This window comes from Streptomyces silvae (genome assembly GCF_016745505.1).
GTDB lineage: Bacteria > Actinomycetota > Actinomycetes > Streptomycetales > Streptomycetaceae > Streptomyces > Streptomyces silvae.
The window spans coordinates 37,802-56,329 of record NZ_JAERUC010000170.1 but is presented as its reverse complement, the minus strand read 5'-3'; the positions used below and the strand labels follow the sequence as shown (position 1 = coordinate 56,329).

The following is an 18,528-nucleotide window of genomic DNA, read 5'->3' as shown; positions in this document are numbered from 1 at the left end:
GCGTGGTGTGCAATGGACCGCGTGTCCGCTTTCGATGAACCCCTCAAGAAGCTGCTCGGCGGAGCCACCGCGAAGGTGATGGCCGAACACCTCGACCTGCACACGGTCGGTGATCTGCTGCACCACTACCCGCGGCGCTACGAGGAGCGGGGCCGCCTCACGGCGCTCACCGAGCTTCCGCTCGACGAGCATGTGACGGTCGTCGCCCAGGTCGCCGACGCGCGGATCATGATGTTCAACAACGGCCGGGGCAAGCGGCTGGAGGTCACCCTCACCGACGGCAGCGGCCGGCTCCAGCTGGTCTTCTTCGGCCACGGCGTCCACAAGCCCCACAAGGAGCTCCTGCCGGGCCGGCGGGCGATGTTCGCGGGCAAGGTCTCCGTCTTCAACCGCAAGATGCAGCTGGCGCACCCCACGTACCAGCTCCTCGACGCGAAGGACACCGACGACCCGGCGGAGGTGACCGAGGCCGTCGACGCGTTCGCCGGGCAGCTGCTGCCGATCTACCCGGCCTGCAAGCAGCTCGACTCCTGGCGGATCGCCAAGGCCGTCGACACCGTCCTGCCCAGCGCGCAGGACGCGGTGGACCCGCTGCCCGAGGCGCTGCGCGAGGGGCGCGGATTCGTCCCGCTGCCGGAGGCGCTGCTCCGGATCCACCGCCCGCAGACCAAGGCGGACATCGCCGCCGCGCGGGACCGGCTGCGCTGGGACGAGGCCTTCGTGCTCCAGGTCGCACTCGCCCGCCGCCGTTACGCCGACACCCAGCTCCCCGCGGTGGCCCGCAGATCCGTCCCCGGCGGCCTGCTCGACGCCTTCGACGCCAAGCTGCCCTTCACCCTCACCGAAGGCCAGCAGAAGGTCACCGGGGAGATCTTCGGCGATCTGGCGACCGAACACCCGATGCACCGGCTGCTGCAGGGCGAGGTGGGGTCGGGAAAGACGATGGTGGCCCTGCGCGCGATGCTCACCGTCGTCGACGCGGGCGGCCAGGCCGCGATGCTCGCCCCCACCGAGGTGCTCGCCCAGCAACACCACCGCTCCATCACCGAGATGATGGGCGAGCTGGCCGAGAACTGGGGGCTCTGGCGCGAAGCGCCTCTTCAGGAGGGTGGTGGCGGGCGACGGGCGGGAATGCCCGGGGGCTCCGATCTCGGCACCAAGGTCGTCCTGCTCACCGGCTCCATGGGCACGGCGGCCCGCCGACAGGCCCTGCTCGACCTCGTCACGGGCGAGGCCGGGATCGTCATCGGCACCCACGCGCTGATCGAGGACAAGGTCCAGTTCCACGACCTCGGCCTGGTCGTCGTCGACGAGCAGCACCGCTTCGGCGTGGAACAGCGCGACGCGCTGCGTTCCAAGGGGAAGCAGCCGCCGCACCTCCTGGTCATGACGGCCACCCCCATTCCCCGTACGGTCGCGATGACCGTCTTCGGCGACCTGGAGACCTCCGTCCTCGACCAGCTCCCCGCCGGCCGCTCACCGATCGCCAGCCATGTCGTCCCCGCCAAGGACAAGCCCCACTTCCTCACCCGCGCCTGGGAGCGCGTCCGCGAGGAGGTGGAGAACGGCCACCAGGCCTACGTCGTCTGCCCCCGCATCGGCGACGACGCCGAGGAGGCCGCGAAGAAGGGGAAGGGGAAGAAGAAGGCCGCCCCCGAGGACGACGCCGAGAAGCGGCCGCCGCTCGCCGTGCTCGACATCGCCGACCAGCTCGCCAAGGGCCCTCTCTCCGGTCTGCGCGTCGAGGTGCTCCACGGCAGGATGCAGCCCGACGACAAGGACGACGTCATGCGGCGGTTCGCCGCCGGCGAGGCCGATGTCCTGGTCGCCACCACCGTCATCGAGGTCGGGGTCAACGTCCCCAACGCCACCGCGATGGTGATCATGGACGCGGACCGCTTCGGGGTGTCCCAGCTGCACCAGCTCAGGGGCCGCGTCGGCCGCGGCAGCGCCCCCGGTCTCTGCCTGCTGGTCAGCGAGGCCCACGAGGCGAGCCCCGCCCGGGCCAGGCTCTCCGCGGTCGCCGCCACCCTCGACGGCTTCGAGCTCTCCCGCATCGACCTGGAACAGCGGCGCGAGGGCGACGTCCTCGGCCAGGCCCAGTCCGGGGTCCGCTCCTCCCTGCGGGTGCTCAGCGTGATCGACGACGAGGAGGTCATCGCCGCGGCCCGCGAGGAGGCCGTACGCGTCGTCGCCGACGACCCCGAGCTGGAGCGCCTGCCCGAGCTGCGCACCGCGCTGGACGCCCTGCTCGACAAGGACAGGGAGGAGTACCTCGACAAGGGGTGATCAGGCGGATCCCCGGCGACGCCATATCGTGGGAGCACGGCACACGTCCCGTCCTGTGTGCCTCCCGCGACCCGAGGAACGACACCCATGACCCGCGTGATCGCAGGCGTGGCCGGCGGACGCCGCCTGGCCGTCCCGCCCGGCACCGGCACCCGCCCCACCTCCGACCGTGCGCGCGAGGGGCTGTTCTCCACCTGGGCGGCGCTCCTGGGCACGCTCGACGGCATCCGCGTCGCCGACCTCTACGCGGGCTCCGGCGCCGTCGGCCTGGAGGCGCTCTCGCGCGGAGCCGCCCACGCGCTGCTCGTGGAGGCCGACGCCAAGGCCGCGCGCACCGTCCGCGACAACATCCGCACCCTCGGCCTGCCCGGCGCCGAATTCCGCGCGGGCAAAGCGGAACAGATCGTGACGGGACCGGCACCCTCCGATCCGTACGACGTGGTCTTCCTCGACCCGCCGTACGCCGTCACCGATGACGATCTTCGGGAGATCCTGCTCACACTCCGTGCTCAGGGGTGGCTCACGGGCGACGCTCTCGTCACGGTGGAACGGAGCACCAGGGGCGGGCAATTCAACTGGCCCGACGGATTCGAGCCTCAGCGGGCCCGTCGCTACGGCGAAGCCACGTTTTGGTACGGTCGCGCCGCCTCTACGTGCGAAGACGCACGATGACCGCACCGGAGAGCGAGGGAACCACGTTGCGCCGCGCCGTCTGTCCGGGGTCGTTCGACCCCATCACCAACGGACATCTCGACATCATCGGTCGAGCCTCGAAGCTGTACGACGTCGTGCACGTCGCCGTGATGATCAACCAGTCCAAGAAGGGGCTGTTCACGGTGGACGAGCGGATCGACCTGATCCGCGAGGTGACGGCCGACTTCGGCAACGTCCAGGTCGAGTCCTTCCACGGCCTGCTGGTCGACTTCTGCAAGCAGCGCGACATCCCGGCGATCGTGAAGGGCCTGCGGGCCGTCAGCGACTTCGACTACGAGCTGCAGATGGCCCAGATGAACAACGGCCTCTCGGGGGTCGAGACGCTCTTCGTGCCGACGAACCCGACCTACAGCTTCTTGTCGTCCTCCCTGGTCAAGGAGGTCGCCACCTGGGGCGGCGACGTGGCGCACCTGCTGCCGCCGACGGTCCACGAGGCCCTCGTGGAACGACTCGGCCAGAAGTGAACCGCTGACTGTCCGTCACCAGGTGTCGGACGGGAGGCGACTGGCCTTACAGTCGTCCCGTCCGTCTCCAACAGCAGCAGAGAGTGGCGAGCACACGGTGGACGTGCAGAAGAAGCTCGACGAGATCGTCGAAACGGTCGGGAACGCCCGGTCCATGCCCATGTCGGCGTCCTGCGTGGTCAACCGGGCCGAACTGCTCGCGATGCTGGAGGAGGTCCGCGAGGCCCTGCCCGGCTCGCTGGCCCACGCCGAGGAGCTCATCGGCGGCCGCGAGCAGCTCGTCGAGCAGGCCCGGCAGGAGGCCGAGCGGATCATCGAGTCCGCCCGCGCGGAGCGCGGTTCGCTGATCTCCGGCACCGAGATCGCCCAGCGGTCCCAGGCCGAGGCGGACCGGATCCTGTCCGAGGCCCGCCGGGAGGCCGACGAGGTCCGCGGCGAGGCCGACGAGTACGTCGACAGCAAGCTCGCCAACTTCGAGGTCGTCCTCACCAAGACCATCGGCTCCGTCGACCGGGGCCGCGAGAAGCTCCTGGGCCGCAGCGAGGGCCTCGACGAGCAGGGTTACGAGGACCCCGACTTCGCCGAGGCGCCCGAGCGCAGCGCCGACCCCGAGACGCTCCGCCGGCGTGCCGACGACTACGTGGACACCAAGCTCGGCGCCTTCGAGGCCGTGCTCGCCAAGACCCTGGAGGCTGTCGGCCGGGGCCGCCAGAAGCTGCACGGCCGGGTCGCCACCGACGAGCTCGGCGCGCACATGGCCGCCCAGGACGCCGCGGGCGGCGGGCAGCACACCAGCGACGAGGACCACTGGGCCGGCCTGGCCGAGCTCGCCACCCCCGCTCCGCACCACAGCCCGCAGCAGCCCTCGTACGCGGAGCCCGCGCAGCCGGACTACGCGCCGGTCGCCGACTACCAGGACCCCGCGCAGACGGGTTTCCCCGTACAGGGGCAGCCCGAGCCGCAGTACGCGCAGACCTACGGCTACCAGGACTCGCAGCAGCAGCTCCAGGCCGACCCCTACGCCGCCTACCAGCAGCAGCCCGACGCGTACGGCGCCTACCAGCAGCAGGCGTACGACCCGAACCAGCAGCAGCAGGAGTACTGGCCGCAGCAGGGCCAGATCCCCGCTCAGCAGGGCGAGAGCGCGCTGGACGAGACCAGCCTCTTCGACACCAGCATGATCGACCTGGAACAGCTGCGCCGCTACGAACAGGGCCGCTGACCGGAGCGGGGCGACCGGATTGGGAGCTGGGCGGTACGTCCAGTATCCTGGCTCTTCGGTCGCGTGTATGTCCGCGATCCCGGCTGCCCTCTTTCCGTCAGGACAGGGGTGGCCCACCCGAAGCCGCACCACGCACATGATTTCGAAAGCAGGAAAAGCCCTGAACGGCCACCTCGATCACCGCAGCCCTCTCGTGTTCGATACGCGCGAGCTGGGCCGGCGTCCTGGTGCCATGAAGCGGCTGACCCGCACGGTGGAGGCACCCGGCTCCCCGAACCTCGGTATCGACGGGGTCATCGGTGTGCCGGAGAAGGCGCCCGTGGCGCTGGACCTCCGCCTCGAATCCGTCATGGAAGGGGTGCTCGTCACAGGCACCGCCCGTGCGACGGCCGAGGGGGAGTGCGTAAGGTGTCTGGAGCCGCTGGCCATCGAGGTCGCAGCGGACTTCCAGGAGATGTTCTCGTACCCTGACGCCGATGACCGGAACCGCAGCAGGACCGCGGACCCGGTCGACGACGCCGAGGACGACGAGGACAGGTTCTTTCTCGAGGACGACTCGTTCGATCTCGAGCCTGTGCTGCGTGACGCGGTGGTGCTCGCACTGCCGCTGCAGCCGGTGTGCAAGGAGACCTGTGCCGGTCTGTGTTCCGAATGCGGAATCAGGCTGGACGAGAATCCTGACCACCACCACGATGCCGTCGACATCCGTTGGGCGGCACTGCAAGGACTCGCCGAGACCGTTCAGGACGGCGAGAAGGACAACATGGGCGGCGCCGAACCGGGCGTCGACGAGAAGCAGGAGAAGTAGCCGTGGCTGTTCCGAAGCGGAAGATGTCGCGCAGCAACACGCGCCACCGCCGGTCGCAGTGGAAGGCTGCGGTCCCCACCCTGGTTTCGTGCGAGCGTTGCCAGGAGCCGAAGCTCCAGCACATTGCGTGCCCGAGCTGCGGCACCTACAACAAGCGCCAGGTCCTCGAGGTCTGAGCGGCTGGTGAGAGGCCCGATGTCTGAGTTGTCCAGCTCCAAGAAGCAGACAGACAACATCAACACAGCCTCGTCCCACACGCTTCTGGAAGGGCGGCTCGGGTATCACCTCGAGTCCGCCCTTCTGGTGCGTGCGCTGACCCACCGTTCGTACGCGTACGAGAACGGCGGTCTGCCCACCAACGAGCGGCTGGAGTTCCTCGGGGACTCCGTGCTCGGCCTGGTGGTCACGGACACGCTGTACCGCACCCACCCCGACCTGCCCGAAGGCCAGCTGGCCAAGTTGCGGGCCGCGGTGGTCAACTCGCGGGCGCTTGCGGAAGTGGGCCGCGGCCTCGAACTCGGCTCCTTCATCCGGCTCGGCCGTGGTGAAGAGGGCACGGGTGGCCGGGACAAGGCTTCCATCCTCGCCGACACCCTTGAAGCGGTGATCGGCGCCGTCTATCTCGACCAGGGCCTCGGCGCGGCCTCGGAGCTGGTTCACCGGCTCTTCGACCCGCTGATCGACAGGTCCTCCAACCTCGGAGCCGGCCTGGACTGGAAGACCAGTCTCCAGGAGCTCACCGCGAGCGAGAGCCTCGGAGTCCCCGAGTACCTCGTCACGGAGACCGGCCCCGATCACGAGAAGACCTTTACTGCTGCTGCTCGCGTCGGTGGTGTCTCGTACGGCACCGGCACCGGCCGTAGCAAGAAGGAAGCGGAGCAGCAGGCGGCGGAGTCCGCCTGGCGCGAGATCAGCGCCGCCGCGGAAGCGCGGGAGGCGGCGGCCAAGGCCGCTGTCGACGGAGGGGTCGCCGACACCCCTGCCGACCCGTCGCCGCACTCGGACGCAGCTCCGGCCTGAACGAAGGGGAAACCCCTCGGTGCCCTCGGGCATCGGGGGGTTTCGCTGTCTCCTCACCACCCCGACCGTCACTTCCCTTCCCGTCATCCCCCGAAGGAGCGCCCGCCGTGCCCGAACTGCCCGAGGTCGAAGTCGTGCGGCGGGGACTGGAGCGCTGGACGGCGGGCCGGACCGTCGAGGACGTCGAGGTCCTGCATCCGCGTGCGGTCCGGCGGCACCTCTCGGGCGGCGGCGACTTCGCGGCCCGGCTCCGCGGACTGCGCTTCGGCACGGCGATGCGCCGCGGCAAGTACCTCTGGGTGCCCCTCGACGAGGCGGAGTCCTCGCTCCTGGGCCACCTCGGCATGAGCGGCCAGCTCCTCGTGCAGCCCGAGGAGGCCGTCGACGAGAAGCACCTGCGCATCCGGATCCGCTTCGACGACGCCCTCGGTACCGAGCTGCGCTTCGTCGACCAGCGGACCTTCGGCGGGCTCTCGCTCCACGGGAACACCCCCGACGGCCTGCCCGACGTCATCGCCCACATCGCGCGCGACCCCCTGGACCCGGCCTTCGACGACACCGCCTTCCACCTGGCGCTGCGCCTGCGCCGTACGACGGTGAAGCGGGCCCTGCTCGACCAGTCCCTGATCAGCGGCGTGGGCAACATCTACGCCGACGAGGCGCTCTGGCGCAGCAAGCTGCACTACGAGCGGCCGACCGCGACCCTCACGCGCCCGAGGACGGCCGAGCTGCTCGGCCATGTCCGGGACGTGATGCGGGAGGCCCTCGACCAGGGCGGCACCAGCTTCGACAGCCTGTACGTCAATGTGAACGGGGAGTCCGGCTACTTCGACCGGTCGCTGGACGCCTACGGTCGCGAGGACGAACCCTGCCGCCGCTGCGGTACGCCGATGCGGCGGCGGCCGTGGATGAACCGCTCCAGCTATTTCTGCCCGCGCTGCCAGCGCCCGCCACGGGTCTCCTGACGCGCGCCGGACGCTCCCGGAGCGGTCAGAGGGGCTGGAGCCGGCGGCGCAGGAGGCAGAACTCGTTGCCCTCCGGGTCGGCCAGGACGTGCCAGCTCTCGGTGCCGGTCTGACCGACGTCGGCGGGCCTGGCCCCGAGGGCGAGCAGCCGCTCCAGCTCGGCGTCCTGGTCACGGTCGGTGGCGTTGACGTCGATGTGCAGGGGGAGCTTCCCGGCGCGCGGGTCGCTGCTCGGGCTGAGCACGAGGGTGGGCTGCGGACCGCCGAACCCGGTGCCGGGCGGCCCGATCTCGATGCTCCCGTCGTCCTCCCGGCCGATCTCCACGTAGCCGAGGACCTCGCTCCAGAACGCCGCGAGCCGCTCGGGGTCGGCGACGTCGAGGACCAGTTCACTGATACGGCATGCCATGCCCGTCAGTGTACGGAGACCCACGTGGCCGGCCCGGGACTTCCCAGAAGCCGGAGTCGCGGCCGGCCGGGGCTTCTCAGAAGCCGAAGTCCTGGGTCCACCAGGGGCCGCCGGAGCCGAGGTGGACGCCCACGCCGAGCGTCTTGTAGTCGCAGTTGAGAATGTTCGCGCGGTGACCCTCGCTGTTCATCCAGGCGTCCATGACGGCCTGCGCGTCGGCCTGGCCCCGGGCTATGTTCTCGCCGCCCAGGCCCTGCACACCGGCGGCGGCGGCGCGGTCCCAGGGGGTCGCCCCGTCCGGGTCGGTGTGGCCGAAGAAGTCGCGGGCCGCCATGTCCTCGCTGAAGTTCTGGGCGAGCGCGGTCAGTGAGGCGCTCGTGGTCACCGGGCTGCAGCCGACCTTCGCGCGCTCCTGGTTGACCAGGGAGAGCACGGCGGCCTGCGCGGTGCCGGCGGACGGGCTCGTCGAGGCGGTGGGCTTGCGGCTCGGGGTGGCGGAGGAGGACTCGGGAGTGGCCGGGGCCTTGGCGGCCGGGCTGGACGAGGTGCTCTTCCTCGGCTCCGCAGCGGGGGCCTTCGTCCGCTCCGGCGTCTTCGTGGCGGGCTTCGAGGCGGTGGCCGACGGCTTCTTGCTCGGCTTCGCGCTCGGGGTGGCGGAGGGCGACTTCGAGGGGGCGGCGGAACGGCCGGAACCCCGGTCGGCCTCGGCCGATGCGGAGGCCGACGTACGGCTGGTCGGCTCGGCCGAGGAATCGCCCTGGGTCAGCAGGTCGGGAGCGCCGCCCGCGTGGACCTGGTCGGCGGCCCCGCCACCGCTGACGCTGTAGCTGTCGCCACCGGGCAGCAGCCCCGAGGCCACGGCCACGGCTCCGACGGCCACGGCCGCGGAGACGCCGAGGAGCCCGGCGCGTACGGGCACACCGGCTCGCTTCTTACGGCGCGCACCCCGGCGCGCGTCCTCCGCGGTGGCCGCGTGCTGCTCAGCGGCGGGGGCCGCGCCTGCGCGTCGATGCCGTCCCATGCGCTGTGCCTTCCTCGTGCTCCGGGCGTCGTTCCGACGTCACCGTAAAGATCAAACTCACCCGTTCGGGTGAGGCTATTGCGAGGGGACCTTACGCCATGGCGGATTGGGGCGGCGTGCTCCTTGTGCAATTGGCCGGTTAGCGTTCGGGCATGAACGAAGACGCACGACTCGTCGTATGGGTACGCGGCCGAGTACAGCAAGTAGGGTTTCGCTGGTTCACCAGGGCAAATGCTTTGGAGATCGGAAACCTCACCGGCTTCGCCCTCAATCTCGACGACGGACGGGTGCAGGTCGTGGCCGAAGGGCCGCGTGACAATTGCCACCGTCTGCTCGACTGGCTCGGATCCGACGACACACCCGGACGCGTGGACGGCGTCACTGAGATCTGGGACACCCCGCGCGGTGGATACGAGGGATTCGCGATCCGCTGACCCCGCCCGGGAAAAGGGACCCGGATCCGCTGCGCGCACGAGGGATCGCGGGCGGTGAACGGAGGCCGCGCGGGAGTGCCGCACCCGAAATGACCTGCGGAAGGAGCCGGTACCCGGACATGGTTGCCAAGAGGCGCACGCCATGCCAGGCTGCGGCATTGACGAAGATCTCCACGCCCCTCGGGCCCCGCAGGAGAGTCGCGCCGCAAGATCGTCAGCCCGCGCGCCCCCGGGACACCCGGCCCCCTGGCGTGTGATCGTGTTGACCGTCAAACTTTTTGGTGAGACGCTGAAATCCCCGCGCACCTCAGCTGTTCGGCAGAGCTGGTGACAGCAGAACAGCAGTGAATTCACAGCACTGCTGAGCACCGCGGGTGCGATTCCCTCACGACCCACACCGCATCGGTCGGTCACTCAGTGTGGAGGACCTCTCATCATGGCAAAGGCGCTTCTCGGTTACGTCGGCGGTTCCGATCCGCGACTCCTCGCCGAGATGCGACGGCTTCAGAAGCGCGTCCAGGACCTGGAATCCGAGCTCGTACGGATCCAGGACGAGAACGACGCGCTCAACGCCGCCGCTCAGCACCAGGAGTCGCTGCTCGACAGCATCGACATCGACGTACCCCAGGCGGAGCCCGCGCTGACCTGACCCCACGGCCCTGCCGGGGCCGGCCGGGCCATACGCCAGCCGCTCGGGATCAATCACCGAAGTCTTCGTCACGGATCGTCGTCCCGGAATGTTCCGGAGCACCGAGGAATGCTCGTGGTCCGGTCCGCACGCGATCCGTCACGCTGGACTGTGCTCGGATGACTGCACAGCAGCACCGTGCATGATTTACAAGGGACGCTCCGGCGTCCCTTCTTTCTTTCCCCCCGGGCCGTCGTCGGCCTGTCGCTCTTCGCTTAACGTCTGATGTGCCCTGCACCTTCATCAGCGAAACCGAGAGTGAAAGGTAGAGTCCGGCGGCGTGCACCTCAAGGCCCTGACCCTCCGTGGTTTCAAATCGTTCGCCTCCGCCACCACCCTGCGGTTCGAACCGGGGATCACCTGTGTCGTCGGCCCCAACGGGTCGGGTAAATCGAATGTGGTGGACGCGCTCTCCTGGGTCATGGGGGAGCAGGGGGCCAAATCCCTGCGCGGCGGCAAGATGGAAGACGTGATCTTCGCCGGCACCACGGGAAGGCCACCCCTCGGCCGGGCGGAAGTGTCGCTGACCATCGACAATTCCGACGGCGCGCTCCCCATCGAGTACGCCGAAGTGACGATCACCCGGATCATGTTCCGCAACGGCGGCAGCGAATACCAGATCAATGGCGACACCTGCCGGCTGCTCGACATCCAGGAACTCCTCTCGGACTCCGGAATCGGCCGCGAGATGCACGTCATCGTCGGCCAGGGCCGGCTGGACTCCGTGCTGCACGCCGACCCGACGGGACGCCGCGCCTTCATCGAGGAGGCGGCCGGAGTCCTCAAGCACCGTAAGCGCAAGGAGAAGGCGCTGCGGAAGCTGGAGGCGATGGGCGCCAACCTGGCCCGCGTCCAGGACCTCACCGACGAACTGCGGCGCCAGCTCAAACCGCTGGGCCGGCAGGCCGCCGTGGCGCGCCGGGCCGCCGTCATCCAGGCCGATCTGCGCGATGCCCGGCTGCGGCTGCTCGCCGACGACCTGGTGCGGCTGAGGGAGGCGCTGCGGGAGGAGATCGCCGACGAGGCGGCCCTCAAGAAGCGCCGTGAGGCGGCGGAGGCCGACCTCAAGGCGGCACTCGCCCGCGAGGCGGACCTGGAGGACGAGGTGCGGCGGCTCGCGCCCCGGCTCCAGCGCGCCCAGCAGACCTGGTACGAGCTCTCGCAGCTGGCCGAGCGCGTGCGGGGCACCACCTCCCTCGCCGACGCCCGCGTGAAGAGCGCCACCGCCGCGCCGGAGGAGGAGCGCCGCGGGCGGGACCCGGAGGACATGGAGCGGGAGGCCGCCCGGATCCGCGAGCAGGAGGCGGAGCTGGAGGCGGCGCTCGAAGCGGCCGAGCACGCCCTGGAGGACACCACCGCGCACCGGGCCGAACTGGAGCGGCAGTTGGCGTCCGAGGAGCGCAGGCTCCGGGACGCGGCCCGGGCCATCGCCGACCGCCGCGAGGGGCTCGCCCGGCTCAACGGCCAGGTCAACGCGGCCCGCAGCCGCGCGGGTTCGGCGCAGGCCGAGATCGACCGGCTGGCCGCGTCCCGGGACGAGGCGCAGGAGCGGGCGGTCGCGGCCCAGGAGGAGTACGAGCAGCTCAAGGCCGAGGTCGAGGGGCTGGACGCGGGCGACGCCGAACTGGCGGAGCAGCACGAGGCGGCCAAGCGGGAGCTCGCCGGGGCGGAGTCGGCCCTCGGCGCGGCGCGCGAGGCGGTCACCGCGGCGGAGCGCAGCCGCGCGGCCGTCTCCGCACGGCACGAGGCGCTGTCGCTGGGCCTGCGGCGCAAGGACGGCACGGGGGTGCTGCTCGGCGCGGGGGACCGGCTCACCGGACTGCTCGGACCGGTCGCGGAGCTGCTCACCGTGGCCCCCGGGTACGAGGTCGCGGTGGCCGCCGCACTGGGCGCGGCCGCCGACGCCGTCGCGGTGACGGGCCCGGCCACGGCGGCGGACGCGATCCGCCTGCTGCGCAAGCAGGACGCGGGGCGTGCGGCGCTGCTGACGGGCGGAGCGGCGGGCGGACAGGTGCCCGCCCAGGCCACGGAGCAGCTGAGGCAGCCCGGCGACGGCCTCGCGGGACAGGTGCCCGGCCAGGCCTCGGGGGCGGAGCACGCCCCCTCGGCCGTCACGGCATCCGGTGCCGGGTCCGACGCCACGGCCTCGGGGACGGCGACGGCGGGCGCGGTGCAGGCCGGTCAGGCCGTCGCCACCGGGGAGACCGCCGCGCCCGCCGTCGCCGGACTGGTGCGGGGCCCCGCCGAACTGGTGGCGGCCGTAGGGCGGCTGGTGCGGGACATGGTCGTCGTCGGCACCCTGGAGGACGCGGAGGAGCTGGTCGCCGCCCACCCCGGGCTGACCGCCGTCACCGCCGAGGGAGACGTCCTGGGCGCCCACTTCGCGCACGGCGGGTCCGCAGGGGCCCCGAGCCTGCTGGAGGTCCAGGCCTCCGTCGACGAGGCCGCCGCCGAACTGGCCGAGCTGGCCGTGCGCTGCGAGGAACTCGCCTCGGCCCAGCGCGCCGCAGCCGCACGGCGGGCCGAGGGCGCGGCCCGCGCCGAGGAGCTGGGCGAGCGGCGCCGCGCCGGAGAGCGGGAGAAGTCCGGAGTGGCCCAGCAGCTGGGGCGGCTGGCCGGCCAGGCCCGTGGCGCGGCAGGGGAGGCCGAGCGGATGACCGCCTCGGCCGCCCGGGCGCAGGAGGCGCTGGAGCGGGCCACCGAGGAGGCGGAGGAGCTGGCGGAACGGCTGCTGGTCGCCGAGGAGACCCCGGTCGAGGAGGAGCCCGACACCTCCGTACGCGACCGGCTCGCCGCCGACGGTGCCAACGCCCGCCAGACCGAGATGGAGGCGCGCCTCCAGGCCCGTACCCACGAGGAACGCGTCAAGGCGCTCGCCGGGCGGGCCGACGCGCTGGACCGGGGGGCCCGTGCCGAGCGTGAGGCGCGCGCCCGCGCCGAGCAGCGCCGGGCCCGGCTGCGCCACGAGGCCGCCGTGGCCACCGCCGTGGCGTCGGGCGCCCGCCAGCTGCTCGCCCATGTCGAGGTCTCGGTCGTACGGGCCGAGGAGGAGCGGGGCAGGGCCGAGGCGGCGAAGGCCGAGCGCGAGCGGGAGCTGGCGGCCGAGCGGGGACGCGGCCGTGACCTCAAGAGCGAGCTCGACCGGCTCACCGACTCGGTACACCGGGGCGAGGTGCTCGGGGCCGAGAAGCGGCTGCGTATGGAGCAGGTGGAGGCGAAGGCGCTGGAGGAGTTCGGCGTCGAGCCGGCCGGCCTGGCCGAGGAGTACGGCCCCGAGCAGCTGGTGCCGCCGTCGCCCGCGGCGGAGGGCGAGGAGCTTCCGGCGGACCCGGAGGATCCGCGTAACCTGCCGAGGCCGTTCGTCAGGGCCGAGCAGGAGAAGCGGCTGAAGGCGGCCGAACGGGCGTACCAGCAACTCGGGAAGGTGAATCCTCTCGCCCTCGAGGAGTTCTCGGCGCTGGAGGAACGGCACAAGTTCCTCTCCGAGCAGCTCGAAGACCTGAAGAAGACCCGGGCCGATCTGATGCAGGTGATCAAGGAGGTCGACGAGCGGGTGGAGCAGGTGTTCACGGAGGCGTTCCGGGACACCGCGCGTGAGTTCGAGGGCGTCTTCTCCCGGCTCTTCCCGGGCGGCGAGGGCCGGCTCATCCTCACCGACCCGGACAACATGCTGACGACCGGTCTCGACGTCGAGGCCAGGCCGCCGGGCAAGAAGGTCAAGCGGCTCTCGCTGCTGTCCGGCGGCGAGCGATCCCTTACGGCCGTTGCCCTGCTGGTCTCCATCTTCAAGGCCAGGCCGAGCCCGTTCTACGTCATGGACGAGGTCGAGGCGGCCCTCGACGACACCAATCTGCAGCGGCTGATCCGGATCATGGAAGAGCTCCAGGAGAGCTCCCAGCTCATCGTGATCACGCACCAGAAGCGGACGATGGAGGTCGCCGACGCGCTGTACGGCGTCTCGATGCAGGGCGACGGAGTCTCCAAGGTGATCAGCCAGCGGCTGCGCTGAGCCCTCCCCGCAGTGGCTGACGCGTGGTCACATCGTCTTTACCGAATCTTCAACACTTCAACGCACCTTTTGGGCGCTCCTGGGTACTTGTGAGGAACCTCTTCACCGGAACCGGAGTCTTGACTTCGAAACTTGAACGCATAACCTCAGCAATGTTGTTTTTACCTTCAAGTGGTGGTCGGCCGGAAGCTGTGCGCCACTAGGAGGGCTCACCCCCCACACCTGACGTTGCGGCCAGGTACCAGGAGTTCATGTGACCAGCACATCTCGCGGACCGGAGTCCGGAGCCCGGGAGGCCCACCCGGACCACCTCGGCCATGTCATCTTCATCACCGCAGCCGCAGCGATGGGCGGCTTCCTCTTCGGATACGACAGCTCCGTGATCAACGGTGCGGTCGAGGCCATCCGTCACCGCTATGACATCGGATCGGGAACGCTCGCCCAGGTGATCGCCATCGCGCTGATCGGCTGTGCCATCGGCGCGGCGACGGCGGGACGCATCGCCGACCGGATCGGCCGTATCCGCTGCATGCAGATCGCCTCGGTGCTGTTCACCATCAGCGCCGTCGGCTCCGCGCTCCCGTTCGCCCTCTGGGACCTCGCCATGTGGCGGATCATCGGCGGCTTCGCGATCGGCATGGCCTCGGTCATCGGCCCGGCCTACATCGCCGAGGTCTCGCCGCCCGCCTACCGCGGCCGCCTCGGCTCCTTCCAGCAGGCCGCGATCGTCATCGGCATCGCCATCTCCCAGCTGGTCAACTACGGCATCCTGCAGCTCGCCGACGGTGACCAGCGCGGCAAGATCGGCGGCCTCGAGGCCTGGCAGTGGATGCTCGGCGTGATGGTCGTCCCGGCCGTCCTGTACGGACTGCTCTCCTTCGCGATCCCCGAGTCGCCCCGCTTCCTGATCTCCGTCGGCAAGCGCGACCGTGCCCGGAAGATCCTCGAAGAGGTCGAGGGCAAGAACGTCGACCTCGACGCGCGGGTGAACGAGATCGAGACGGCCATGCGCCGTGAGCACAAGTCCAAGTTCAGCGACCTGCTCGGGAGCCGCTTCGGCTTCCTGCCGATCGTCTGGGTCGGTATCGGGCTGTCGATCTTCCAGCAGCTCGTCGGTATCAACGTCGCGTTCTACTACTCGGCGACGCTGTGGCAGTCCGTCGGCATCGACCCGACCGACTCGTTCTTCTACTCGTTCACCACATCGATCATCAACATCATCGGCACCGTGATCGCCATGATCCTGGTGGACCGGGTCGGCCGCCGGCCGCTCGCACTCATCGGCTCCACCGGTATGGCCATCGCCCTGGCGTTCGAGGCGTGGGCCTTCTCCGCGGACCTGGTCGACGGCAAGCTGCCCAACACCCAGGGTGTCGTGGCCCTGATCGCGGCCCACGTGTTCGTGCTCTTCTTCGCCCTCTCGTGGGGTGTCGTGGTCTGGGTCTTCCTCGGCGAGATGTTCCCGAACCGGCTCCGCGCCGCGGCGCTCGGTGTCGCCGCCTCCGCGCAGTGGATCGCCAACTGGGCCATCACCGCGAGCTTCCCGAGCCTGGCCGACTGGAACCTGTCGGGCACCTACATCATCTACACCTGCTTCGCCGTGCTCTCGATCCCCTTCGTGCTCAAGTTCGTCAAGGAGACCAAGGGCAAGGCGCTGGAGGAGATGGGCTGATCCCCGCTGCCCCTCTCCTCGACCGCTGCCCCGGTCCGGCCCCATGCCGGCCCGGGGCAGCGGCATGTCACGGGCCCGGCCGCCGGACACGGCGTCAGAACCTGGCCGGCTCCCCGCCCATCCCGTCCGCGGGGCGCGGCAGCGCGGCGTACACCCCGGCCGCGACCAGGATCGTGGCCGCCCAGCCCAGCCCGTGACGCCCGATCCAGGACGCGGTGAGCGGGCCGGAGAACCACTCGACCTCGGTGAACAGCAGTCCCGTCACCAGGGCGGCGGCCCAGGCGGCCATGGCCGGCCGGCTGAAGCCCCCGGCGTACCAGTAGCCGCTGCCCGGCGCGGTGTCCATGAGGGCCACGGGATCGTACGTACGGCCTCTCAGCAGGTCCACGCCGAAGACCCCGAGCCACGCGGAGAACGTCACGCCCAGCAGCGTGAGGAACGACAGGAAGGTGTCGATGAAGCTGGTCGCCACCATCATCAGCGCTCCGCCGAGGAGCAGGCTGATCGTCGCGTTGACGCCCACGGCCCAGGCGCGGGGGATCGCGAACCCGAGGGTCTGCGCGGTGAAGCCCGCGGAGTACATCGACATCGCGTTGATCAGCGCCATGCCGACGACCGCCGTCAGGAGATAGGGCACCGAGATCCACTTCGGCAGCAGCTCGCCGATGAACGCCACGGGATCCTTCGTCACCGCCAGGTGCGGCGAGCTCACCGCCATCACCGCGCCCATCATCACCATCGGCAGCACGGTGACCAGCGCCCCGCCCACGGCCGCGCCGACCATCGCGCGGCCGGAGGCGGAGCGTGGCAGGTAGCGGGCGAAGTCGGGGGCGGAGGGGACCCAGCTGATCCCGCCGGCCGCCAGGGTCCCGATCCCCGCGATCATCAGTGCCGACGGGCCGGGGGGCCGGTCCAGGACCGTACGCCACGGGGCCGAGCCGATCAGATGGACCAGGACGAGCAGGCTCGCGGCGCCGAAGAGCTGGACGGAGGTCCGCGAGGACAGGCGCAGTGCCCTGATCCCCAGCCCGGACACGAGGAAGCTCGCCGCGACGAAGGCCGTCAGCGTCACCAGGATCAGCGTGTGGGTACGCCGGATGCCGAACGCCAGATCGAGAACCGCCAGCAGGGCGTACGAGCCGGTGACCGCGTTCACCGTCTCCCAGCCCCAGCGGACCACCCACAGCAGGGCCCCGGGGAAGAGATTGCCGCGCTGCCCGAAGACCGCCCTCGACAGTGCCATGCCCGGCGCCCCGCCCCGCTTGCCCGCGATCGACACGAGGCCCACCAGCCCGAACGAGACCACGGGCGCCGTGACCGCCACGAACAGCACCTGCCAGAAGTTCAGCCCGTCGAAGACGGTCAGCCCGGCTCCCACGGTCAGCAGCAGCACCGTCATGTTCGCCGTCACCCAGGTGGGGAAGAGGCTGCGGACCCGGCCGGTCCGCTCGTCGTCGGGGACGGGATCCAGGCCGCGGTTCTCCACGGGCAGCAGCGTACCTTTACGCCCAAACGTGGCATACCGACCATGCGGTGGACGCCCGCAGCTCCCGGCAGCCGCGCCGGACCACGGCTGTGGCCGATACTGGACGCGTTATGGAAATCGTCATCCTTGCTGTAGTCATCGCCCTGGTCGCGGTCGGCCTGATCAGCGGGCTCGTGGTCAGCAGCCGCAAGAAGAAGCAGCTGCCGCCCTCGGCACCGTCGAGCACGCCGACCCTCACTCCTCCCGCCGAGCCCCACGTCGGCGAGGAGGCCGAGACGCCGCGCGACGAAGCGCGGCGCACCATCGAGGAGGTCGGTCTCCCCGGCGCCGGGACTCCCGTGGAGGAGACCCCCGTCGTCATCGAGCCGGAGATCCCCGAGCTCGAAGTCCCCGAGCCCACCGCCGGCCGCCTGGTGCGGCTCCGCGCCCGGCTCGCCCGTTCGCAGAACTCCCTGGGCAAGGGGCTGCTCACGCTCCTGTCCCGCGACAACCTCGACGAGGACACCTGGGAGGAGATCGAGGACACCCTCCTCACCGCCGACGTCGGCGTCGCCCCCACCCAGGAGCTCGTGGAGCGGCTCCGTGAGCGGGTCCGTGTCCTCGGCACGCGTACGCCCGACGAGTTGCGCACCCTGCTGCGCGAGGAGCTCGTCACCCTGCTCGGTCCCGACTTCGACCGCACGGTGAAGACCGAGGGCGGCGAAGCGACCCCCGGCGTCGTGATGGTCGTCGGGGTCAACGGCACCGGCAAGACGACCACGACGGGCAAGCTCGCCCGGGTGCTCGTCGCCGACGGCCGCAGCGTCGTGCTCGGCGCCGCGGACACCTTCCGTGCCGCCGCCGCCGACCAGCTCCAGACCTGGGGCGAGCGCGTCGGCGCCCGTACGGTGCGCGGGCCCGAGGGCGGCGACCCCGCCTCGATCGCCTTCGACGCGGTCAAGGAGGGCATCGCCGAGGGCGCCGACGTGGTGCTCATCGACACCGCGGGCCGGCTGCACACCAAGACCGGCCTGATGGACGAGCTCGGCAAGGTCAAGCGCGTCGTCGAGAAGCACGGTCCGCTCGACGAGATCCTGCTCGTCCTCGACGCCACGACCGGACAGAACGGCCTCGTCCAGGCGCGGGTCTTCGCAGAGGTGGTCGACATCACCGGCATCGTCCTGACCAAGCTGGACGGCACCGCCAAGGGCGGCATCGTGATCGCGGTCCAGCGCGAGCTGGGCGTCCCCGTGAAGCTCATCGGCCTCGGCGAGGGGCCGGACGACCTGGCGCCGTTCGAGCCGGGCGCCTTCGTCGACGCGCTGATCGGCGACTGACCGCACGTACC

16 protein-coding genes are annotated in these 18,528 nt (G+C 70.8%); 13 read left to right on the top strand and 3 right to left on the bottom strand.

Annotation, left to right across the window (positions count from 1 at the left end; all coding sequences use genetic code 11):
* Positions 1 to 12: 12 nt before the first annotated feature.
* From recG to mutM, 8 genes are all read left to right on the top strand, one after another.
* Positions 13 to 2,289 carry an ATP-dependent DNA helicase RecG gene (recG, locus tag JKV81_RS26880; protein WP_202078183.1) on the top strand — a complete coding sequence of 759 codons (2,277 nt, stop codon included), beginning with the start codon at positions 13 to 15 and terminating at the stop codon, positions 2,287 to 2,289.
* Positions 2,290 to 2,376: 87 nt separating this feature from the next.
* Positions 2,377 to 2,961 carry a 16S rRNA (guanine(966)-N(2))-methyltransferase RsmD gene (rsmD, locus tag JKV81_RS26875; RefSeq protein WP_124274886.1) on the top strand — a complete coding sequence of 195 codons (585 nt, stop codon included), beginning with the start codon at positions 2,377 to 2,379 and terminating at the stop codon, positions 2,959 to 2,961.
* A 26-nt stretch (positions 2,962 to 2,987) separates the two neighbouring features.
* Complete coding sequence (gene coaD, locus JKV81_RS26870) at positions 2,988 to 3,467, top strand: pantetheine-phosphate adenylyltransferase (protein ID WP_187281890.1); 480 nt, start codon at positions 2,988 to 2,990, stop codon at positions 3,465 to 3,467.
* A 97-nt stretch (positions 3,468 to 3,564) separates the two neighbouring features.
* Entirely contained in the window at positions 3,565 to 4,689 is a 1,125-nt protein-coding gene (locus JKV81_RS26865; RefSeq protein WP_202078181.1) for an ATP synthase subunit B family protein, read from the top strand.
* Between the two features lie 136 nt (positions 4,690 to 4,825).
* A complete protein-coding gene (locus tag JKV81_RS26860) occupies positions 4,826 to 5,497 on the top strand; it encodes a YceD family protein (protein ID WP_202078179.1) in 672 nt (223 codons plus the stop codon).
* Positions 5,498 to 5,499: 2 nt separating this feature from the next.
* Complete coding sequence (gene rpmF / locus JKV81_RS26855; RefSeq protein WP_003965982.1) at positions 5,500 to 5,673, top strand: 50S ribosomal protein L32; 174 nt, start codon at positions 5,500 to 5,502, stop codon at positions 5,671 to 5,673.
* A 19-nt stretch (positions 5,674 to 5,692) separates the two neighbouring features.
* Positions 5,693 to 6,517, top strand: coding sequence for a ribonuclease III (gene rnc / locus JKV81_RS26850; protein WP_124274888.1), 825 nt, complete (start codon positions 5,693 to 5,695; stop codon positions 6,515 to 6,517).
* Between the two features lie 107 nt (positions 6,518 to 6,624).
* On the top strand, positions 6,625 to 7,482 hold the full coding sequence (mutM, locus tag JKV81_RS26845) for a bifunctional DNA-formamidopyrimidine glycosylase/DNA-(apurinic or apyrimidinic site) lyase (RefSeq protein ID WP_124274889.1): 858 nt from the start codon (positions 6,625 to 6,627) through the stop codon (positions 7,480 to 7,482).
* A 25-nt stretch (positions 7,483 to 7,507) separates the two neighbouring features.
* On the opposite strand, the gene JKV81_RS26840 is transcribed toward mutM, so the two are convergent.
* The gene (locus JKV81_RS26840; RefSeq protein WP_129265656.1) at positions 7,508 to 7,891 is read right to left on the bottom strand and encodes a VOC family protein; all 384 of its coding nucleotides are present in this window, start codon (positions 7,889 to 7,891) and stop codon (positions 7,508 to 7,510) included.
* Positions 7,892 to 7,967: 76 nt separating this feature from the next.
* On the bottom strand, positions 7,968 to 8,912 hold the full coding sequence (locus JKV81_RS26835) for a CAP domain-containing protein (RefSeq protein ID WP_202078177.1): 945 nt from the start codon (positions 8,910 to 8,912) through the stop codon (positions 7,968 to 7,970).
* Between the two features lie 152 nt (positions 8,913 to 9,064).
* On the opposite strand from JKV81_RS26835, the gene JKV81_RS26830 reads away from it, so the two are divergent.
* The 4 genes from JKV81_RS26830 to JKV81_RS26815 all read left to right on the top strand — a co-directional run bounded on the left by JKV81_RS26830 (position 9,065) and on the right by JKV81_RS26815 (position 15,715).
* The gene (locus JKV81_RS26830; protein ID WP_124274892.1) at positions 9,065 to 9,346 is read left to right on the top strand and encodes an acylphosphatase; all 282 of its coding nucleotides are present in this window, start codon (positions 9,065 to 9,067) and stop codon (positions 9,344 to 9,346) included.
* A gap of 436 nt (positions 9,347 to 9,782) precedes the next feature.
* Positions 9,783 to 9,995 carry a hypothetical protein gene (locus JKV81_RS26825; RefSeq protein WP_033304037.1) on the top strand — a complete coding sequence of 71 codons (213 nt, stop codon included), beginning with the start codon at positions 9,783 to 9,785 and terminating at the stop codon, positions 9,993 to 9,995.
* A gap of 319 nt (positions 9,996 to 10,314) precedes the next feature.
* Positions 10,315 to 14,043: an SMC hinge domain-related protein gene (locus JKV81_RS26820; RefSeq protein ID WP_129265658.1), complete on the top strand. Its 3,729-nt coding sequence runs from the start codon at positions 10,315 to 10,317 to the stop codon at positions 14,041 to 14,043.
* Between the two features lie 253 nt (positions 14,044 to 14,296).
* Complete coding sequence (locus tag JKV81_RS26815) at positions 14,297 to 15,715, top strand: sugar porter family MFS transporter (RefSeq protein ID WP_129265659.1); 1,419 nt, start codon at positions 14,297 to 14,299, stop codon at positions 15,713 to 15,715.
* A gap of 94 nt (positions 15,716 to 15,809) precedes the next feature.
* Here the strand turns inward: JKV81_RS26815 and JKV81_RS26810 are convergent, their stop codons facing one another.
* Positions 15,810 to 17,201, bottom strand: coding sequence for a purine-cytosine permease family protein (locus JKV81_RS26810; RefSeq protein ID WP_202078174.1), 1,392 nt, complete (start codon positions 17,199 to 17,201; stop codon positions 15,810 to 15,812).
* Between the two features lie 110 nt (positions 17,202 to 17,311).
* Here JKV81_RS26810 and ftsY point away from each other — a divergent pair, with 110 nt between their 5' ends.
* Entirely contained in the window at positions 17,312 to 18,517 is a 1,206-nt protein-coding gene (gene ftsY / locus JKV81_RS26805; RefSeq protein ID WP_129265661.1) for a signal recognition particle-docking protein FtsY, read from the top strand.
* Positions 18,518 to 18,528 lie beyond the last annotated feature (11 nt).